At 66.0% G+C, this 17,687-nt stretch carries 13 protein-coding genes; 9 read left to right on the top strand and 4 right to left on the bottom strand.

All coding sequences use genetic code 11. The features are described from left to right. Positions 1-123 precede the first annotated feature (123 nt). Positions 124-963 carry an ABC transporter substrate-binding protein gene (locus tag HMPREF1008_RS09275; RefSeq protein ID WP_009279606.1) on the bottom strand — a complete coding sequence of 280 codons (840 nt, stop codon included), beginning with the start codon at positions 961-963 and terminating at the stop codon, positions 124-126. A 514-nt stretch (positions 964-1,477) separates the two neighbouring features. On the opposite strand from HMPREF1008_RS09275, the gene HMPREF1008_RS09270 reads away from it, so the two are divergent. From HMPREF1008_RS09270 to HMPREF1008_RS10030, 8 genes are all read left to right on the top strand, one after another. Further along, positions 1,478-2,860 (top strand): NCS2 family permease, encoded by a 1,383-nt coding sequence (locus tag HMPREF1008_RS09270; RefSeq protein ID WP_009279605.1) that lies wholly within the window; start codon positions 1,478-1,480, stop codon positions 2,858-2,860. Positions 2,861-2,948: 88 nt separating this feature from the next. Then, positions 2,949-4,232 carry an amidohydrolase family protein gene (locus tag HMPREF1008_RS09265; RefSeq protein ID WP_009279604.1) on the top strand — a complete coding sequence of 428 codons (1,284 nt, stop codon included), beginning with the start codon at positions 2,949-2,951 and terminating at the stop codon, positions 4,230-4,232. A gap of 208 nt (positions 4,233-4,440) precedes the next feature. Beyond that, complete coding sequence (locus HMPREF1008_RS10040; protein WP_197414921.1) at positions 4,441-4,788, top strand: helix-turn-helix domain-containing protein; 348 nt, start codon at positions 4,441-4,443, stop codon at positions 4,786-4,788. Positions 4,789-4,793: 5 nt separating this feature from the next. Further along, on the top strand, positions 4,794-4,931 hold the full coding sequence (locus HMPREF1008_RS10910; protein WP_156797639.1) for a hypothetical protein: 138 nt from the start codon (positions 4,794-4,796) through the stop codon (positions 4,929-4,931). A gap of 108 nt (positions 4,932-5,039) precedes the next feature. Then, positions 5,040-5,348 carry a hypothetical protein gene (locus HMPREF1008_RS10035; protein ID WP_050796690.1) on the top strand — a complete coding sequence of 103 codons (309 nt, stop codon included), beginning with the start codon at positions 5,040-5,042 and terminating at the stop codon, positions 5,346-5,348. 163 nt (positions 5,349-5,511) lie between these two features. Beyond that, entirely contained in the window at positions 5,512-6,213 is a 702-nt protein-coding gene (locus HMPREF1008_RS09250) for a TetR/AcrR family transcriptional regulator (protein ID WP_009279601.1), read from the top strand. Next, entirely contained in the window at positions 6,206-10,912 is a 4,707-nt protein-coding gene (locus HMPREF1008_RS09245) for a 2-hydroxyacyl-CoA dehydratase (RefSeq protein ID WP_009279600.1), read from the top strand. Before HMPREF1008_RS09250 ends, HMPREF1008_RS09245 begins: the two co-directional genes overlap by 8 nt. An 897-nt stretch (positions 10,913-11,809) precedes the next feature. Next, positions 11,810-12,670, top strand: a complete 861-nt coding sequence (locus HMPREF1008_RS10030) for a hypothetical protein (protein WP_156797638.1) — start codon at positions 11,810-11,812, stop codon at positions 12,668-12,670. A 214-nt stretch (positions 12,671-12,884) separates the two neighbouring features. Here the strand turns inward: HMPREF1008_RS10030 and HMPREF1008_RS09235 are convergent, their stop codons facing one another. Then, complete coding sequence (locus HMPREF1008_RS09235) at positions 12,885-15,509, bottom strand: RNA helicase (RefSeq protein ID WP_009279598.1); 2,625 nt, start codon at positions 15,507-15,509, stop codon at positions 12,885-12,887. A gap of 312 nt (positions 15,510-15,821) precedes the next feature. Here HMPREF1008_RS09235 and HMPREF1008_RS09230 point away from each other — a divergent pair, with 312 nt between their 5' ends. Next, positions 15,822-16,226, top strand: coding sequence for a hypothetical protein (locus HMPREF1008_RS09230; protein WP_009279597.1), 405 nt, complete (start codon positions 15,822-15,824; stop codon positions 16,224-16,226). 19 nt (positions 16,227-16,245) lie between these two features. Here HMPREF1008_RS09230 and HMPREF1008_RS09225 read toward each other — a convergent pair whose 3' ends face one another. Beyond that, positions 16,246-17,199, bottom strand: a complete 954-nt coding sequence (locus HMPREF1008_RS09225) for a LysR family transcriptional regulator (RefSeq protein WP_009279596.1) — start codon at positions 17,197-17,199, stop codon at positions 16,246-16,248. Positions 17,200-17,395: 196 nt separating this feature from the next. After that, positions 17,396-17,581 (bottom strand): hypothetical protein, encoded by a 186-nt coding sequence (locus HMPREF1008_RS10505; RefSeq protein WP_009279595.1) that lies wholly within the window; start codon positions 17,579-17,581, stop codon positions 17,396-17,398. Positions 17,582-17,687: the final 106 nt, after the last annotated feature.

Raw genomic sequence — 17,687 nt, 5'->3', positions numbered from 1 at the left:
AACTTTGCAGCCGCCCGCGTCCGTTGGAGCGGCCTGCCCCAATCGCCCGCTGGAGCCTCTGACCGCCATGCCCCTTTCCCGCGACGACCCACGCGCTAGATCCCACGTGTTAGAGCCCACGTGCTAGATCGTGGAGCCGAACCACTTCTGCTCGATCTGGTCCTGCGTCCCGTCTGACTGCAGCTCGACAAGGGCATCGTTGATCGCCTGGGTGAGCTTGGGGTTGTCCTTGCTCACGACGATGCCGTACTGCTCGCCGGTCGGGATTTGGCCGCCGTCGGGGATGACCAGGTCTGCGTAGGCGCTGCTGATCTCGTAGCTTGCGACGGGCAGGTCGCAGACGGAAGCGGCGTAGAGGCCGGTCTGGACGCCGGTCAGGCACTGGATGATGTCGTCCAAAGGGACGATGGTGGCGTTGGGGAGGTTCTCGCGCGACCATGCCTCGCCGGTGGTGCCGGATTGCACGGCAATCTGGGTCCCGGAGGCGTTGAGGGCGTCCGCCGTCGTGGCGGCGCTGCCCTGCTTGACGACGATGGCCTGGTTGGAGTCCAGGTAGGGGTTGCTGAAGTCGATCTCTTGCAGGCGCTCGTCGGTGATGGTGACGGCACCCAGGGACACGTCGGCCTTGCCGCCCTGCTTGATGGTGGGGACGATGGTGTCGAACTGCACCGTGGGCAGGATGTTAGGCTCGAGCCCGAGCTTCTCGCACACCGCCTTGTAGAGGTCGACGTCGAAGCCCTCGTAGTCGCCCGTGTCGGCGTTCATCGAGACGAAGGGCGGGAAGTAGAAGTTGCTGATCATCGTGAGCTTTCCGGGCTCGACGAGGGTGTAGCCCGCCTCCGTCGCGGATCCCGCCGTGCCGCCGGCGGAGCCCCCTCCCTGCGCGGAACAGCCGGCGAGCTCGGCGGCGAGGCCTAGCCCACAGCTGGCGAGAAAGCTACGGCGAGAGATGCTGATGCTCATGATGGGTCTCCGTCCCTATTTGCTTCGGGCGGTCTTCGTGGCCGTCCCCGTCGCGCCCGGGGGTTGCTCCGTGCGCTTGCAGGGCAGTTTGCGCCCGAAGTCCCCTTCGGTGGGGCAGTTCTCGCCTCCTTTAACATGGATGTTATAAACACGACGCAAAACTCTTCAAAAAAGGAATTCATTATCAAGAAAATAAAAAAATTCGAGAATATCATGCACATAAAACCGCATATGACACTCACTTCGTAATCTTTATGAAGCTACATGAATATAAACTAATGCTTAGGCTGCAGGAACTTTCGTTACGTACACCCAGAAATAGCGACCGCTCGCCTAGAAGAAAAAAATCAGGAGGCAAGCATAAGTCTATGGTCAAGATGCAGACAGAAAGTTTGTAAGTGAGAAAAATTGGTTTTTAGTTGGCATGTGGAGGGGACGGAGCGAGACGCCCATGGACGCCGCGCCCCTGCGCCGGGGGGACCTGCACCCCTCCAGGCAAGCAAGGGAGGGTTCTATGCAAGCAGCACTACAGAGGTTGTTCCATCTGGAGGAACGTGGGACCAACATCCGCACGGAGGTGATCGCCGGCCTCACCACCTTCGTCACCGTGGCCTACATCCTGGCCGTCAACCCCTCCGTGCTCGCACAGTCGGGGATGGACAGCGGCGCGGTGTTCACGGCGACCGCGGTGGTCACCTTCATCGGCACCTGCCTCATGGGCCTCATGACCAACTATCCCTTCATCCTGGGCCCGAGCCTGGGGCTCAATGCCTACTTCGCCTACACCGTATGCCTTAGCATGGGCTACAGCTGGCAGGTGGGCCTTGCCGCCTGCTTCGTTGAGGGCCTCATCTTCCTGCTGCTCTCGGTCACCAAGCTGCGCGACCTCGTCTTCAACGCCATCCCGCAGAGCCTGAAGCTCGCCATCACCGCGGGCATCGGCCTCTTCGTGGCCCTCATCGGCCTCAAGGGCGCCGGCATCATCGTGGGCAACGACGCCACCCTCGTGGGGCTCTTCAACATCCACGAGAGCCTCGCTGACGGCAGCTTCTCCACGGCAGGCATTTCGGTGGTGCTCGCGCTCGTGGGCGTCATCATCACCGGCATCCTCTCGTCCAAGCACGTGAAGGGCGACATCCTGCTGGGCATCCTCATCACCTGGGCCCTGGGCATCGTCTGCCAGCTCGCCGGCGTCTATGTGCCTGATCCGGCGGCGGGCTTCAACAGCGTCCTGCCCGACTTCTCGCGCGGGCTCTCCGTGCCCTCGCTGGCGCCCACCTTCATGCAGCTCGACTTCAGCCACATCACCGACCTCGGCTTCCTCACCGTCGTCATGGCCATCCTCTTCGCCTCGCTCTTCGACACCGTGGGCACCCTCGTCGGCGCGGCCTCCAAGGCCGGCCTCCTCGACGAGGATGGCAACCTTGCCCACACCAAGGGCGCGCTCGTGGCGGAGTCCCTGACCACCATGGTCGCCGCGGTCTTCGGCAACTCGCCCACTTGCGTCTCGGTCGAGTGCGCCGCCGGCATCACCTCGGGCGGCCGCACCGGGCTCACCTCGATCACCGTCGCCGTGATGTTCGTGCTCTCGCTCCTCCTCTCGCCCTTCTTCCTAGCGATCCCCATGTTCGCGACGGCACCTGCCCTGATCATGGTGGGCTTCTCGATGATGGGCGCCCTCTTCGGGGTCGACTTCGGCAACGTCTGCGAGGGGCTTCCCGCCTTCGTCTGCGCCATCGCCATGCCTTTCACCTACAGCATCGCCGAGGGCATCTGCCTGGGCATCATCGTCTACGTCGTGGTCAACCTCGCCGCCGGTGAGGAGCGTAGGCGCACCATCAGCCCCATGATGTACGCGCTGGCCGTGCTGTTCGTCCTCAAGTACCTCGTCATATAGGAGAATCGCGGTGGGCCGCGGCCGGGGCCAGACCGAGCCTGCGGCCCGTCGCGCGACATGCTGGACCTCTCTTAGGATTGGAGAACCCATGGAAGGCAAGTCGTTCGTACTCAAGGGTGACGTCTGCTACAACGTGTCCCAGACCGAGTTCCGCACGCTCGAGGCAGGCTACGTGGTCTGCGTCGACGGCGCGTCCGCCGGCGTCTTCGAGGAGCTGCCCGAGCGCTATGCCCAGCTGCCCCTGCGCGACTTCGGCCATGCCCTGATCGTCCCCGGCCTCAACGACATCCACGTGCACGCGCCGCAGTACGGCTTCCGTGGCATCGCCATGGACCTGGAGCTTCTCGACTGGCTTAACACCTACACCTTCCCCGAGGAGAGCAAGTACGCCGACCTCGCCTATGCGGAGAAGGGCTACTCGATCTTCGCCGACGACCTCCAGAGGTCCTTCACCACGAGGGCCGTCGTCTTCGGCACCATGCACGTGCCGGGCACCGAACTGCTCATGGACAAGCTCGAGGCGACGGGCCTCAAGACCTATGTGGGCAAGGTCAACATGGACCGCAACAGCCCCGACTACCTCAGCGACCAGACCGCCGAGGCGTCCCTCGAGGCGACGCGCTCCTGGCTCGCGGACGTGAGCGGCCGCTACCAGAACACCCTGCCCATCCTCACCCCGCGCTTCACGCCCACCTGCTCTGACGAGCTCATGGAGGGCCTCGGCAAGATCAAGGCCGAGACGGGCCTTCCCGTGCAGTCGCACCTCTCCGAGAACCTGTCCGAGATCGACTGGGTGAAGGGCCTCTGCCCCTGGTCGAGCTGCTACGGCCAGACCTACGACCACTTCGGCCTCTTGGGCGGCAACTCCAAGACCATCATGGCGCACTGCAACTACTCCACCCCCGAGGAGGTCGAGCTGTTGAGGGCTACGGGCACCTACGTGGCGCACTGCCCCCAGTCCAACGCCTTCCTCTCGTCCGGCATCGCTCCCATCCGCGACTACCTGTGCCGCGGCGTCAACGTGGGACTGGGCACCGACGTCGCTGGCGGCGCGAGCCTCAACATGTTCCGTGCCGTCGCCGACGCCGTGGGCTGCTCCAAGCTGCGCTGGCGCTGCGTCGACCAGGAGCTCCCGTCGCTCACCATCCAGGAGGCCTTCTGGATCGCCACGCTGGGCGGCGGCTCGTTCTTCGGCAAGGTGGGAAGCCTGGACGAGGGCTTCGACTTCGACGCGCTCGTGCTGGACGACTCCGGCATCCGTTCGCCGCGCGAGCTGAGCGTGGAGCAGCGCCTCGAGCGCTACTGCTACCTCGCCGACGAGGGTGGCAGGCTTGCCGCCAAGTTCGTCGCCGGCAAGGAGATCGAGCTCTAGGGCACAGATTGCCGCTGGATCGTCGTGCGCCCCTCTCGCCTGCGTCTTGCGGGGGAGAGGGGCGCGCCTTCTTGTGCCGAGATGTCCGTTTTGACCGTTTTTGCTAAGATGAATGCAGCCAAGACAGACGAGGGAGGGAGAAGAAATGCATACCACGACTCTTGTTCCCACTACGTGTCCCTACCTCGTGAGCGCGCAGGGGGACCGCATGCGGCTCACCCAGGAGGCCTATGAGCTTGCCAAACAGGTGGCTCAGGTCCTCTCCTCGCCTTCAGAGGGCAAGGGTCGTGGTCCGCACCTCGTCGGCACGGGAACGGCAGCGAAGGTCCTCGGCGTGTCTCGCAGGACCGTCGCTCGCATGATTGACAGGAGGGAGCTGCCGTGCGAGCGCATCGGCGGCAACCACCACAGGAGGGTCGCTATGGAGGATGTCGTGTCCCTTGCGTTGAGAGTGCGCGCGCAGCGGTCTGCCGCGCTCGAAGAGATGAGGGATGCCGCAGACGAGGCGGGCTTCTATGATACGGACCTGTCATCGTACCTTGACGGTCTCGGCTAGCCGCAATGCAGCTTGCTGTCCTTGACGCAAACGTCTTCGTCACGACATGGACGCTTGACGTGCTGCTCACGCTTGCCGACGCCGAGGTATTCGAGCCCGTCTGGTCCAAACGCATCATCGAAGAAGCCAGGAGGGCGAACTAGCGCATTCGTGGCAACGCGGGCGATGCCATCTTTGACGCTGCCAACAAGGCATTTCCGTTTGCCCAGGTAAAGCTTGCGAGGCGGCCACCTGGCCTTGACCTTCCGGACTTGGACGACGTGCATGTGGTGCGTGCCGCAATCGCCGCGGGCGCGGGCACCATCGTCACGTACAACCTCAAAGACTTCCCCGACTCCGTCCTGCGGCAGTTTGGCGTGACGGCGCGCCATCCAGATGCCTTTCTGCTGGAACTGGCGAGCTCGCGCTCGCAGGTGGTCTTTGACGCCCTTGAGGTGCTGGTGAGCGAGAAGCGACATCCACCGCGAGGGTGGGGCGAGGAGCTCGACGCCTTGCGCAACAACAGGTTGTACGGATTTGCGAGTTGGGCTGAAGCCATCTTGGCGTCTGACGATTCGTGAGGGGAGAGGGGCGCGCCTTTCTTGTCGCGGCTTGGCCGAATGTGTGAGCGACGTGCGCCCGTCACTCTCGTCTGGTGATACTTCTCGCCTTGTGCAATAATTCCCACGCTGTAACATACTTCACAGGGTGCGAAGTGACTGCCAACAGGGAAGGAGTCGCGGCATGCGACAGGCCCCTCGCCAGAAGAGCGCCGCCACGGCGGCGAGCGCCGACCGACGCGTCGTGCGCACGAGGCGTGCCCTGCGCGACGCCCTCGCGGAAGAGATCGAGGTGACGGGCGACCTCTCCCAGGTCACGGTCACCGCCGTCTCGGACCGCGCAGGCATCACGAGGCGCACCTTCTACTCCCACTACCGGGACATCCCCGACCTCGTGTCCTCGCTCGAGGAGCGGACCATCGACGAGCTCAGGAGCCGCGTCGCACGGCTCTCCGCCGTCAACCTGGACGAGCTCCAGAGGGTCATCGCCCGGCTCGAGCCGGCTCCCGGCGCGGTGGGGCTCCTCGAGTACTTCAGGTCCCGCCCCTACCTGAGCCCCCTTCTGGGCGAGGGGGGAGACCCTGCCTTCGCCGAGCGCATCAAGCTCATGGTGCGCGAGGTGGTACAGGACCGTGCGCTCGACGGGCTGGACCTGCGCGCCATCCCCTTCTTCGACTACTACCTCACCTTCGTCATCTCGGCCGAGGTCGGCGTCCTCGCGCGCTGGCTCTCGGCGGGGATGCGCGAGGACGTGGGCGACATGGCGCGCGTCATGACCGCTCTCCTGTTCGTCAGGCCCGGAGACCTCTACGGCAAGTCGCTGCAGTTCGACGTCGACGCCCTGGGCCTCTCCCTTCTTGGAATTAAGGAGACAAGCGATGACTAACCACGCAGGTTCCAACGCGGCGCAGACAGAGGCCACGCAGGGAGTGGAGCTGAGGCAGCAGGGGGCGGAGCTCAGCCCCGCCAACCCCGTCGACCTGGGGCACGCCGAGCTCAGGCTGGGCATCGACGTGGGCTCCACCACGGTCAAGCTCGCCGTCATCGACGCCCGCAACCACCTGGTCTACGCGAACTACGAACGTCACCACACCGACGTGCGAGCCACCGCGAAGGCCCTCTTCGAGCGAGCCCGCTCGGTCATCGGCGACCCCTCCATGCGCGTGTCCATCACCGGCTCCGGCGGCATGCTGCTCGCCAGGTGGCTCGACCTCGAGTTCGTGCAGGAGGTCATCGCCTCGAAGCGTGCGGTCGAGGCCCTCATCCCCCAGACCGACTGCGCCATCGAGCTGGGCGGCGAGGACGCCAAGATCATCTACTTCGACAACGGCATCGAGCAGCGCATGAACGGCACCTGCGCCGGCGGCACGGGCGCCTTCATCGACCAGATGGCCTCGCTCATGCGCACGGACGCCTCCGGTCTCAACCAGATGGCCAAGGAGGCCACGCACATCTACCCCATCGCGAGCCGCTGCGGCGTCTTCGCCAAGTCAGACGTGCAGCCGCTGCTCAACGAGGGCGCCGCCCCCGCGGACGTGGCCGCCTCCATCTTCCAGGCCGTGGCCAACCAGACCGTGTCGGGCCTCGCCTGTGGGCACCCCATCCGCGGCTACGTGGCCTTCCTGGGCGGGCCCCTGCAGTACCTCTCCGAGCTGCGCAAGCGCTTCTACGAGACGCTGCACTTGGACGAGGAGCACCGCGTCATCCCCGCCAACGCCCACCTCTTCGTGGCGACGGGTGCCGCCCTCGCCGGGGAGTCCGACAAGCACGTCACCTTCAGCGAGGTCGTCGACGCCCTTGCCAGCCTCAAGGGCACCCAGGGCTCCGAGGTCGCGCGCCTCGACCCGCTCTTCGCCACCGAGGACGACTATCGCGCCTTCAAGGAGCGTCACGACAAGCAGGTCGTGCCCAAGGGACGGCTCGAGGACTACCACGGTCGCGTGTTCATAGGCATCGACGCCGGCTCCACCACCATGAAGGCGGCCGTCGTGGGCGAGGCCGGACAGCTCCTCTACACCTGGTACGACAACAACAACGGCGACATCCTGGGCACCGCCCGCAAGATCATGGACGACATCTACGACCACGTGCCCGAGGACTGCGCCATCGGGCACGTGACCACCACCGGCTACGGCGAGGGCATCCTCATCGAGGCCCTGCGCGCCGACTCCGGAGAGATCGAGACCGTGGCGCACCTGCGTGGTGCCAAGGCCTTCGTGCCCGACGTCGAGTTCATCCTGGACATCGGCGGCCAGGACATGAAGTGCCTGCAGGTCAAGGGCGGCGTCATCGAGCACATCATGCTCAACGAGGCGTGCTCGGCCGGCTGCGGCTCCTTCATCGCCAACTTCGCCGACTCCATGGGCATGACCGTGCAGGAGTTCGCCAAGGCAGCAGTCGGGGGAGAGAGGCCCATCGACCTGGGCAGCCGCTGCACCGTCTTCATGAACTCCCGCGTGAAGCAGGCGCAGAAGGAGGGGGCGACCATCGGCGACGTGGCCGCGGGCCTCTCGTACTCCGTGATTAAGAACGCCCTGTTCAAGGTCATCAAGCTGCGCGACTACGACCAGATTGGCAAGTACGTCGTGGTCCAGGGCGGCACCTTCATGAGCGACGCCACCCTGCGCGCCTTCGAGCTGCTCACCGGCCGCGACGTGATCCGCCCCGACATCGCCGGCGTCATGGGCGCCTACGGTGCGGCTCTCCTGGCCCGTGACCGCGCCGGTGCGAGCGGCACCTCCACACTGCTGCCGCGCGTCGCCATCGACACCCTCGAGGTCAAGCGCATCCAGACCCACTGCGGCCGCTGCTCCAACAACTGCCAGCTCACCATCAACGACTTCGGCGGGGGCCACCGCTTCGTCACGGGCAACCGCTGCGAGAAGGGCGCGGGCAAGTCAAAGAGGGAGCAGAGCAAGGCTCCCAACCTCTTCGCCACCAAGAACAAGCTGCTCTTCGACCGCAAGGGGCTTGCGCCCGACGAGGCGCCCCGCGGCACGGTGGGCATCCCCCGCGCGCTCAACATGTACGAGAACTACCCCTTCTGGCACCGCTTCTTCACCGAGCTCGGCTTCTCGGTCGTGCTGAGCGACCAGACCACCAAGAGGACCTACGAGGCGGGCATCGAGTCCATGCCCTCCGAGTCCGTCTGCTACCCGGCCAAGCTGAGCCACGGCCACGTCATGAACCTCCTGGCCAAGGACCCGGACTTCATCTGGATGCCCTGCATCCGCTGGGAGCGCACCGAGGACGGCAGCGCCACCAACCACTACAACTGCCCCATCGTCATGAGCTATCCGCAGGCGCTGGAGCTCAACGTGGACGAGCTCGCCTCCGACAAGGTCGAGTACCTGGCGCCCTTCATCCCCTACGACGACAAGCGCGAGCTCAAGCGCCGCCTGTACGAGCTCATCGCCGTCCAGAGGGCCGAGGACGTACGCGCCGGCAAGGGCCGCTTCAGGGGAGAGGCGATCACGCGCCAGGAGATAGACGCCGCCGTCAACGCGGCGTGGGAGGAGGACCTGGCCTTCAAGGACCAGATGCACCGCCTGGGCGACGAGGTCCTGCAGTGGATCGAGGACAACGACGCACACGGCATCGTCCTGGCGGGCCGCCCCTACCACAACGACCCCGAGATCAACCACGCCATCCCGGAGCTCCTGCACTCCTTTGGGTTCGCGGTTCTCACCGAGGACTCCGTCGCCCACAAGATGCAGCCTGAGCGGCCCATCCGCGTGGTCGACCAGTGGATGTACCACAGCCGCCTGTACCGCGCTGCCCGCTTCGTGGCCAGCCGCAACGACCTCGACCTCATCCAGCTCAACAGCTTCGGCTGCGGCCTGGACGCCCTCACCACCGACCAGGTGCAGGAGATCCTGGAGGCCTCGGGCAAGATCTACACCGTGCTCAAGATCGACGAGGTGAGCAACCTGGGCGCCGCCCGCATCCGCGTGCGCTCGCTCATGGCCGCGCTCAAGGAGCAGCGCGCCGAGCTCGAGCGCCAGACCGCGGCCGGCGTCGCCGGCGAGGCGGCCCCCGTCGGCGTGCGCCTGGCAGATGGCTCGCTGGAGCACGCGCGCCAGACCGACCTCAGCCGTCGCACCCCGGTGTACCGCGAGGCAAAGAGCGCCGCGGTCAAGAAGGTGCGCTACACCAAGCAGATGCAGGCCGAGGGCTACACCATCCTGGCACCGCAGATGTCGCCCATCCATTTCGAGATCGTGGAGGAGCTCCTGCGCTCCGAGGGTTACAACGTGGTGCTCCTGCCCTCCGTCGACCACAAGGCCGTGGACACGGGGCTCAAGTACGTGAACAACGACATCTGCTACCCCTCGATCCTGGTCACGGGCCAGATCATGGAGGCGGTGCTCTCGGGCAAGTACGACCTGTCCCGCACGGCCGTGCTCATCTCGCAGACCGGCGGCGGCTGCCGCGCGACCAACTACATCGCGCTCATTCGCAAGGCCCTGAAGGACTCCGGGCATGAGGACGTCCCCGTGATCTCGCTCTCCGTCGCAGGAGGGCTCGACGAGGACAACCCCGGCTTCCAGATCCTGAGGCCCGGCCTCATCGTGAAGGCAGTCTACGGCCTGCTCTACGGCGACCTGCTGATGAAGCTCCTGTACCGCACCCGTCCCTACGAGGCCGAGGCCGGTGCCGCCAACAGGCTCTTCGACCACTTCATGAGCCGTGCCAAGGCGCTGATCTGCCGCACCGACCGCAAGAGCTTCTACCGCCTCTGCCAGGACACCGTCGACCGCTTCGACGCCCTGCCCCTGGTGGACGACCGCAGCAAGCCGCGCGTCGGCGTCGTGGGTGAGATCCTCGTCAAGTTCCACCCCACGGCCAACAACCAGGTCGTGGACGTGATCGAGGGCGAGGGCTGCGAGGCCGACGTCCCGGGCCTCGTGGACTTCTTCCTCTTCGGCACCTCGAACCAGATCAACATGAGGGACGAGCTGGGCACCAAGGCGACGAGCCGCCTCACGCACGGTGCGGGCATCAAGCTGATCGAGGGCATGCGCGCGCCGATCAACCGCATGCTCGAGAGGTCCGAGCGCTTCGAGCCCTACATCGACATCTTCGAGCTCGCCGCCAAGGCCAAGCAGGTCCTCTCGCTCTGCAACACCATGGGCGAGGGCTGGCTGCTCACGGCCGAGATGGTGGACCTCATCGAGAGCGGCACCCCCAACATCGTCTGCGCCTCGCCCTTCGCCTGCTTGCCCAACCACGTCGTGGGCAAGTCGGTCATCAAGAGGCTGCGCCAGATGCACCCGGAGTCCAACATCGTGGCCGTCGACTACGACCCCGGTGCGTCGGAGGTCAACCAGCTCAACCGCATCAAGCTGATGATCTCGGTGGCGAAGGAGAACTTCAGGAACGGCGGGGCGTTCAGGGTCCAGAATCCCGACGACCCCACCGAGCGCGTGGTGGCGCCCTATGTGGACGAGACTCGCTACCAGCGTAGCTACACCGACCGCATCGTGGACGAGCGCGCGGAGAGCGCGGCGGTGCACGGAATCAGGCTGTCCCCCGAGCAGCTGGCCGAGATCGAGCGTGCCAAGCGCAAGGCAGGCGTGAGGTAAGGGAGCAGGAGAGCACGAGGTAGCTACGCAGAAGGCGGACACGAGGTAGCCACGCAGAAGGTGGACGTGGGGCAGGGGGGCAGCCACCCGCGCGGCAGGAGGCGGGGCGTCTGCACGGCAGGAGACGATGCCGCTGCGGCGGTCCGGCTTCCGCCAAGAGGTACTTCCAGGCGAGAGGGACGCTGCGGCGAAGGCCAGGCGCTCCTCTCGCCATTTTTCTCTCCCTCCCCCTCGCGAGTGCACAAACTTAAAGCTTCAGATTGCGCATTCGACTACCCATGCCTCCTCCTTTCCTGGGCAAACACGCTGCTTAATTGTGTTGAGTGCGCAATTCGAGGCATTCAGATTGCGCACTCGCGAGAGGAGACACGGGGAGGGGAAAGAGGCGAGCGGAGAGAGAGGCAAGCGGGACGAGGAAGGGCGGGGCTTGTCCAAGCGGGACGAGGAAGCGCGGGGCTTGTCCAAGCGGGGTAGTCCGTGGGCTTTCTGTGACGAGTGTGTTCCCACGTCGGTTCGACGGCAGGCAACTTAAGCGTTAGCTGCAGGTTGGTGTCATGGCTGAACTGCGCAAACGAGGCTTGCATACATCAACCCCAATCTGCTGGCAGTCTGCGGCAAGCTGCCAACGAGGTACCTGCGAGCTTGCGTTGCTAGTCTCGCTGCATGGATATCTTCGTGTCGGGCGGCAGCTCCCTGGAATTGCTGCGCAGAAGCAGGATTGACAATCAGGTCACGGTCGCGCCAACGGGCTTGCGGCGAGTGAGGAGGTCGGCATGCCTCTACGAGCGCTTGGGTGACGTCGCGGTCGACCGGCTCTCTGGTCTTCTCGCCATCAATGCAGCGCATCCATTGCGCCTTCATGCCCCGGACCCGGGGCATAGGGTTCGGCATCGTCTCGTGGCAAGTGACATGTGTTCGGTCGAGTTTCCCGCGACCGCCTTCCTGGGCCTGTCGTCCCCGCTTCTGAAGCCTGGGACGCATGGGTTTGCGATAGACGTTCCCCAGCTCAGCCTCTTGCAGCTTGCCCGAGACCGGCAGAGGCGCATCCGAAGGGGCATCCTTGAGGACTTTGCCGCCCTCGTCGACCTAACGGAGTTCACAAACGAGATGTGCGGCAGCTACGGCAGGGACCCATGGGACCCCTTGCGGGGAGCCTGTACGTATGGGCTCAGGCCACTCCAGCGCCTCGAGGACTTCTCTGGCTTCTTGGCTGGCTGCTCGCGCATGCGGGGCGTTGCGCTGGCAAGGCAGGCCGCGCATCTGGCAGTGGAGAGTGCCGCGTCCCCGATGGAGTCGCTTCTCGCCCTGCTCCTGAGCCTTCCGCCAGAGCTGGGTGGCATCGGTCTCGAGAAGCCCCTGGTCAACCAGCCTTTGGACCTCGGGCCGTCTGGAAGGGGAGTCCAACACCGGAGGCTCAGGCCCGACCTGTACTTCCCTGGCCTGGAGCTCGCACTTGAGTATGACAGCGGGGAATGGCATGACCTGGCGGAGCAGCGAAGGGAGGACGTTCGTAGGATGCAGGACTATGCGGCACTTGGCATCGTCGCCTGCCCCATTGTCTTCGATGACTTGCGCACGCCTGCGGCTGCTGAGACGCTTCTGGCTCGAGTGATTTCGTCTTCGTCGAGGCACATGGGGAAGCGGCTTGCGCGAGAGCGACTTGACCTGCTCGGGGACCCCGAGCTGCGTGCCCGGCGCAGGATTCTCCTCCGACGGCTGCTCCCCCGTGGCCGTCGTCCGCCCGAGTGCGCAAGCTGAACGTACTGATTTGCGCACTCGAGGGTAGATGCCAGCCTAGTCAGAGTGCCCTGCAGCCCGAGTGCGCAAACTGAATGAGTCAAATTGCGCACTCGGCAGGGTTCTTTCTCACTTTCCTGGGCAAATGCAGGCGAGAGAAGCCTCGAGTGCGCAAACTGAAGCTTTCAGATTGCGCACTCGCGAGGGGGGAGGGGAGAGGGGCAGAGGCCTAGGCCTAGGCCCGCAGGTCCTCGACGAAGCCGACGCGGTAGTTGGCGAAGACGACGCTGCCCTCGGCCTGCGTCTCGTCCAGGTCCACGTCCGCGGCGATGCCGAAGTCGTCATCGCCGTCCGCGTCGTGGAACATCTGCCTTACATGCCAGACGTGCCCCTCGCGCTCGTCCGCCTCATCGACCCAGAGGTAGGCCGAGCTCCTGGCGTCCCCGTCCAGCAGAACCTCGTCGTGCTCTCCGAAGAGCTCGTCCAGCGCCGCCTGCCAGCGCCTCTCTCGCCAACCCCACTCCTCGTCCATCGCGCCCAGGGTCGCGGCGTCGCGCACCGCAGCCGCCCGCACGCGCCTCCAGAGGGCGTTGCGCACCAAGAGCGTGAGGCCGCGCCGGTCGCGCACGACGACGTCCGCCTCCTGCGGCGCCGCGGCGTCCAGCCCGCCCTCGTCCTGCGATCCCAGGCCGAACCACTCGTCCACGAGGCTCGAGTCCACGGTGCGCACCACCAGGCCCAGCCAGTCCACGACCTCTTCGAGCCTCTCGTCCAGCTTCGACGCGGGGACCGTGCGGCTCAGCACGCGGTAGGCGTCGCTCAGGTAGCGCAGCAGCGTCCCCTCGCTCCGGGCGATGCCATAGCGGGCCACGTAGCCCTTGAAGTCGCTTGCGGTCTCGACCATGTCGCGCAGCACGCTCTTGGGTGACAGCTCGAAGTCACGCGCCCAAGGCACCTGCTCGCAGTAGCGCGCGAAGGCCTCCCCAAGCAGCTCCTCGAGGGGCTTGGGGTAGCTGACCTCCTGGATGCGGTCAATCCGCTCGTCGTAGTCGATGCCGTCGGCCTTCATCTGCGCCATCGCCTCGTCGCGGGCATGGCGCTCCTGGACGCGCAGTATCTGGCGCGGGTCCTCGAGCGTCGCCTCCACCATGCTGATGAGGTCGAGCGCGTAGTCGGGCGACTCGGGGTCCAGGAGCTCGAGCGACGCGAGCAGGAAGGGCGAGAGCGGCTGGTCCAGGGCGAAGTCCTCGGGCAGGTCGACGGTGAGGGCGTAGCTCGCTGACGGGCTTCCGTCGAAGGCAAGGCTTCCGTCCGTGGCCTCCTCGCGCGACACCACGCCGGCGTCGATCAGGGTCGCGAAGATCTCGTCCGCGCGGACGCGCAGGCGCAGCTTCTGCTCCTCGGTCTGCTGGGAGTCCTCCACGAGGCGCATCACGCGCTCATGTGCGTCGCCGCCCTGCTCCACCTCGCCCAGCACCATGGAGTGGGTGACCTTCATGTGGGGACGCAGGGTCTCGGGCGTGGCCTCGACGAGCCGCTCGAAGGTCTGCCTGTTCCACCCCACGAAGCCCTCGGGCGGCTTCTTGGTCTTGATCTTGCGGGCCTTCTTGGGGTCGCCACCGGCCTTGGCCAGGGCGCGGGCGTTCTCTATCTCGTACTCGGTCGCCTGGGCGATGACCAGGCCCTCCGTGTCGAAGCCCGATCTGCCCGCGCGCCCGGCGATCTGGTGGAACTCGCGCGCCGAGAGCCTGCGCATGCGCCTGCCGTCGAACTTGCTGAGTGCGGTGAGGAGCACGGTGTGGATGGGCACGTTGATGCCCACGCCCAGGGTGTCGGTCCCGCAGATGACGGGAAGGAGCCCCTGCTGGGCGAGCTTCTCCACCAGGAGGCGGTAGCGGGGGAGCATGCCCGCGTGGTGCACGCCCACGCCCGAGAGGAGCAGGCGGCGCAGGGTCTTGCCAAAGGTGGTGGTGAAGCGCGTGCCCTTGACGGCCTCCTTGATGGCGTCGCGCTGCTCACGGGTGCTCACGCCGTAGCTCGCGAGCGACTGCGCGCTGGCGAGGGCGCTGTCCTGCGAGAAGTGCACGACGTAGAGGGGGGCGTCGCCGTCCTTCAGGGCAAGCTCGACCGTGCCCTCGAGTCCCGTGTCCACGAAGCGGTACTCCAGGGGCACGGGTCGCTCGGCGTCCAGCACGAGCTCGCAGGCGCGCTCCGTGTGTCCCTCGAGCGAGGCGGCGATGGCGCTGACGTCGCCCAGGGTGGCGCTCATCAGGAGGAACTGCACGTGGGGGAGGGTGAGCAGGGGGACCTGCCAGGCCCAGCCGCGGTCGCGGTCGCCGAAGAAGTGGAACTCGTCCATGGCGACGCAGCCCACGTCGGCGCGGGCGCCCTCCGAGAGCGCGAGGTTGGCCAGGATCTCGGCCGTGCAGCACACGACGGGCGCGGCGGGGTTGATGGTGACGTCACCGGTGACCATGCCCACGTTGTCCCTGCCCAGCAGCTCGACCATGTCGAAGAACTTCTCGCTCACCAGGGCCTTGATGGGTGCGGTGTAGTAGCTGCGGCGGTCGGTGCACATGGCCATGAAGCAGAGGCCCAGGGCGACCATGGACTTGCCCGAGCCCGTTGGCGTGCCCAGGATCACGTGGCTGCCGGACGCGAGGTCGAGCAGGGTCTCCTCCTGGTGCTCCCAGAGGGTGACGCCGCGCGACTCGACCCAGCCCAGGAAGAGCTCGAGGGCGTCCTCGGTGGGGATGTCGGGGAAGTGCTCGTCGTCCGGCCAGGGCACGAGCTGTCCCAACGAGGCGACGTCCCTCTGGTCCAAGGGTTCCTGGGGTGTGGGGGTGAGGTCGGCGGGCATGGGGCTCCAAGTCTGGGATGGGGGCGGGGCGCGCGGGTCGCGTCAGGGGCGGTTGGCGTGGGGCGAGAGGGACGTGCTGTGCCGACGTGGCGCGGGCGCGTGGCGCTCCGGCTGGCACCTCCTGGCCCACAAGGCACGGACGCAGGTCCTCTCGCCTTGCTGACTTTACGCCTGCGTGTCACCCTCCGCAACGCAGCGCGCCTTCGCCTGCGGTCGCGGCGTCGCGACTGGCGGGCCCTTGGGTATCATCGGGGGAGAGAAACGTGGGGCCTCGGCGGCACGTCGGGGCCAAGCGAGGGAAGGGAGCTCCTCATGATGGGAGCGCAGAAGGGCCTGAAGGTCCTCTCCATAGCCGTGCTGCTCTTGGGTGTGGTGACCTTGGCCGAGGGCGTGCTCCTCGAGCTGGGCATGCTGCCGGGCGACGTCTCCAACGGCAGCGCGCCGCTGGGTGGGTTCGTCCTGGGGCTCGTGGCGCTCGTCTCGGGCGTCGTGAGCGTCGTCCTTGGCGCCCGCCTCGCCCGGGCGGCAAACGCGCCCCGTCGCGTGGCAGACCAGAAGGCGTCGGCCTGGGTTCTGCTCGTGGCCAACGTGCTGGCCGTGGCCTGCGTGCAGATGGGCGGCAGGCTCGTGGCGCTCGTCCTGGCCGCGTTGCTCCTGCTCGCGTCGCTCGCCGTGCTCGTGCTCTCGCGCAAGGTCGCGGAGGACGCCGCCCGCTAGGCGCCCGTGCCCGCCCCTCTCACCTGTCCCTGAGCGCGCCCTTGGACGGGACCAGGACGCTCTGGTCGTCGAAGCCGACGATCAGAGCGTTCAGCTTCTTGATGTACGTCCGCGCAAGCTCGCTCAGGCGCCGTTCGGAGTGGACGACGTAGCCCACGTTCATGACCTCGTCGGTCTCGAGCGGGAGCGACACGATGCCCGAGTACATCTCGTCCGACCTCACGCCGGTGGACACCAGGAAGCCCTCGTAGTCGCGCAGGAGGCTCGTCATCGTTGCGCGGTCGCTGGCTACGATGCGCCGCTCGTGCGGCAGGGTGCTCAGAGGCTCCTCGGAGTAGAAGAGCGAGCTCTGGGGCCCCTGCTCGAAGGTGTAGCGTGGCCAGCGCGCGAGGTCCTTGACCCGCACCGTGCCGAGCCGCGCGAGCGGGTGGCCCTCGTGGACGAAGACGTGGGGACGTGCCTTGAAGAGCGAGGTGAAGGTGAGACCCGCCTCGTCGAAGCGCCGCTGCAGCGCGCGTTCGTTGGAGGAGCCTAGGTAGAGGATGCCAAGATCGCTCCTGAAGCCGCGGACGTCCTCGATTACGTCAGCGGTGCGGGTCTCGCGCAGGGTGAACTCGCAGCTGCCGTCGTCGTGCTCGGACACGAAGTCGATGAAGGCGTTCACCGCGAAGGCGTAGTGCTGGGACGAGACGGAGAGCCTCCGTGAGGCGCTCGTGCGGTCGCCGGCGTAGCGGCTCTGGAGGAGGTCGGCCTGCTCCACCACCTGGCGGGCGTAGCTCAGGAACTCTACGCCTTCGCTGGTGAGCGAGATTCCGCGGCTCGAACGGTTGAAGATGGAGATGCCCATCTCGGCCTCGAGCTCCTTGATCGCGACGGAAAGGCTCGACTGCGAGACGAAGAGCGCATGGGCGACGGCGTTGATCGACCCCGCCTCGGCGACGGCTATGACGTAGCGCAGCTGCTGCAGTCTCATGTTGACCTCCTCGTTAGTGCTCTGCTCGATAGCTTTTACCTGCGGTTTTCTTAGCATCTCACTTTTCGAGCATTTGGAGCATCACTTTTCGAGGGAGAATGGCCTCACTTTTCGAAGGCGTACGGCCTCGTATTTCGAGGGAGAATGACTCCAGTTCCCGTGCTGGGGCCCGTGGCCGCCCGCAGGCGTCCGCGTCTCAGCCCCTCTCCACCGGCGTCGCGCCCATGAGCGAGAGCAGAAGCTCCAGGTCCGCGTTGCTGCAGGGAAGGAGCTCGGGGTCTATCTCTGCGGTCATCTCCGCATAGGTGACGGTCCTGTCGGTCCCGTCCAACCGGTACGGTTGGCTCGGGTCCGGGGCGGTGAAGTCCCTCTCGTCATCCATGGCTCTCCGTTCGTGGGTTTCAAGCTCGTTTCTGCCTTCGCGTGCATTACAAAGTCTACGGTACGTGGATATTGGTGGCCAACTCAGACGTTTCGACATGGTCCAT

This window comes from Olsenella sp. oral taxon 809 str. F0356, from assembly GCF_000233535.1.
Classification (GTDB): domain Bacteria; phylum Actinomycetota; class Coriobacteriia; order Coriobacteriales; family Atopobiaceae; genus Olsenella_I; species Olsenella_I phocaeensis.
The sequence above is the reverse complement of the archived record's forward strand: the minus strand, read 5'-3'. Positions and strand labels throughout refer to the sequence as shown.

What these genes read in the sequence shown, in the direction of transcription:
- HMPREF1008_RS09275 (WP_009279606.1), bottom strand. Translation starts at nt 963, where the DNA reads ATGAGCATCAGCATCTCTCGCCGTAGCTTTCTCGCCAGCTGTGGGCTA.
- HMPREF1008_RS09270 (WP_009279605.1), top strand. Translation starts at nt 1,478, where the DNA reads ATGCAAGCAGCACTACAGAGGTTGTTCCATCTGGAGGAACGTGGGACC.
- HMPREF1008_RS09265 (WP_009279604.1), top strand. Translation starts at nt 2,949, where the DNA reads ATGGAAGGCAAGTCGTTCGTACTCAAGGGTGACGTCTGCTACAACGTG.
- HMPREF1008_RS10040 (WP_197414921.1), top strand. Translation starts at nt 4,441, where the DNA reads ATGCGGCTCACCCAGGAGGCCTATGAGCTTGCCAAACAGGTGGCTCAG.
- HMPREF1008_RS10910 (WP_156797639.1), top strand. Translation starts at nt 4,794, where the DNA reads ATGCAGCTTGCTGTCCTTGACGCAAACGTCTTCGTCACGACATGGACG.
- HMPREF1008_RS09250 (WP_009279601.1), top strand. Translation starts at nt 5,512, where the DNA reads ATGCGACAGGCCCCTCGCCAGAAGAGCGCCGCCACGGCGGCGAGCGCC.
- HMPREF1008_RS09245 (WP_009279600.1), top strand. Translation starts at nt 6,206, where the DNA reads ATGACTAACCACGCAGGTTCCAACGCGGCGCAGACAGAGGCCACGCAG.
- HMPREF1008_RS09235 (WP_009279598.1), bottom strand. Translation starts at nt 15,509, where the DNA reads ATGCCCGCCGACCTCACCCCCACACCCCAGGAACCCTTGGACCAGAGG.
- HMPREF1008_RS09230 (WP_009279597.1), top strand. Translation starts at nt 15,822, where the DNA reads ATGATGGGAGCGCAGAAGGGCCTGAAGGTCCTCTCCATAGCCGTGCTG.
- HMPREF1008_RS09225 (WP_009279596.1), bottom strand. Translation starts at nt 17,199, where the DNA reads ATGAGACTGCAGCAGCTGCGCTACGTCATAGCCGTCGCCGAGGCGGGG.
- HMPREF1008_RS10505 (WP_009279595.1), bottom strand. Translation starts at nt 17,581, where the DNA reads ATGGATGACGAGAGGGACTTCACCGCCCCGGACCCGAGCCAACCGTAC.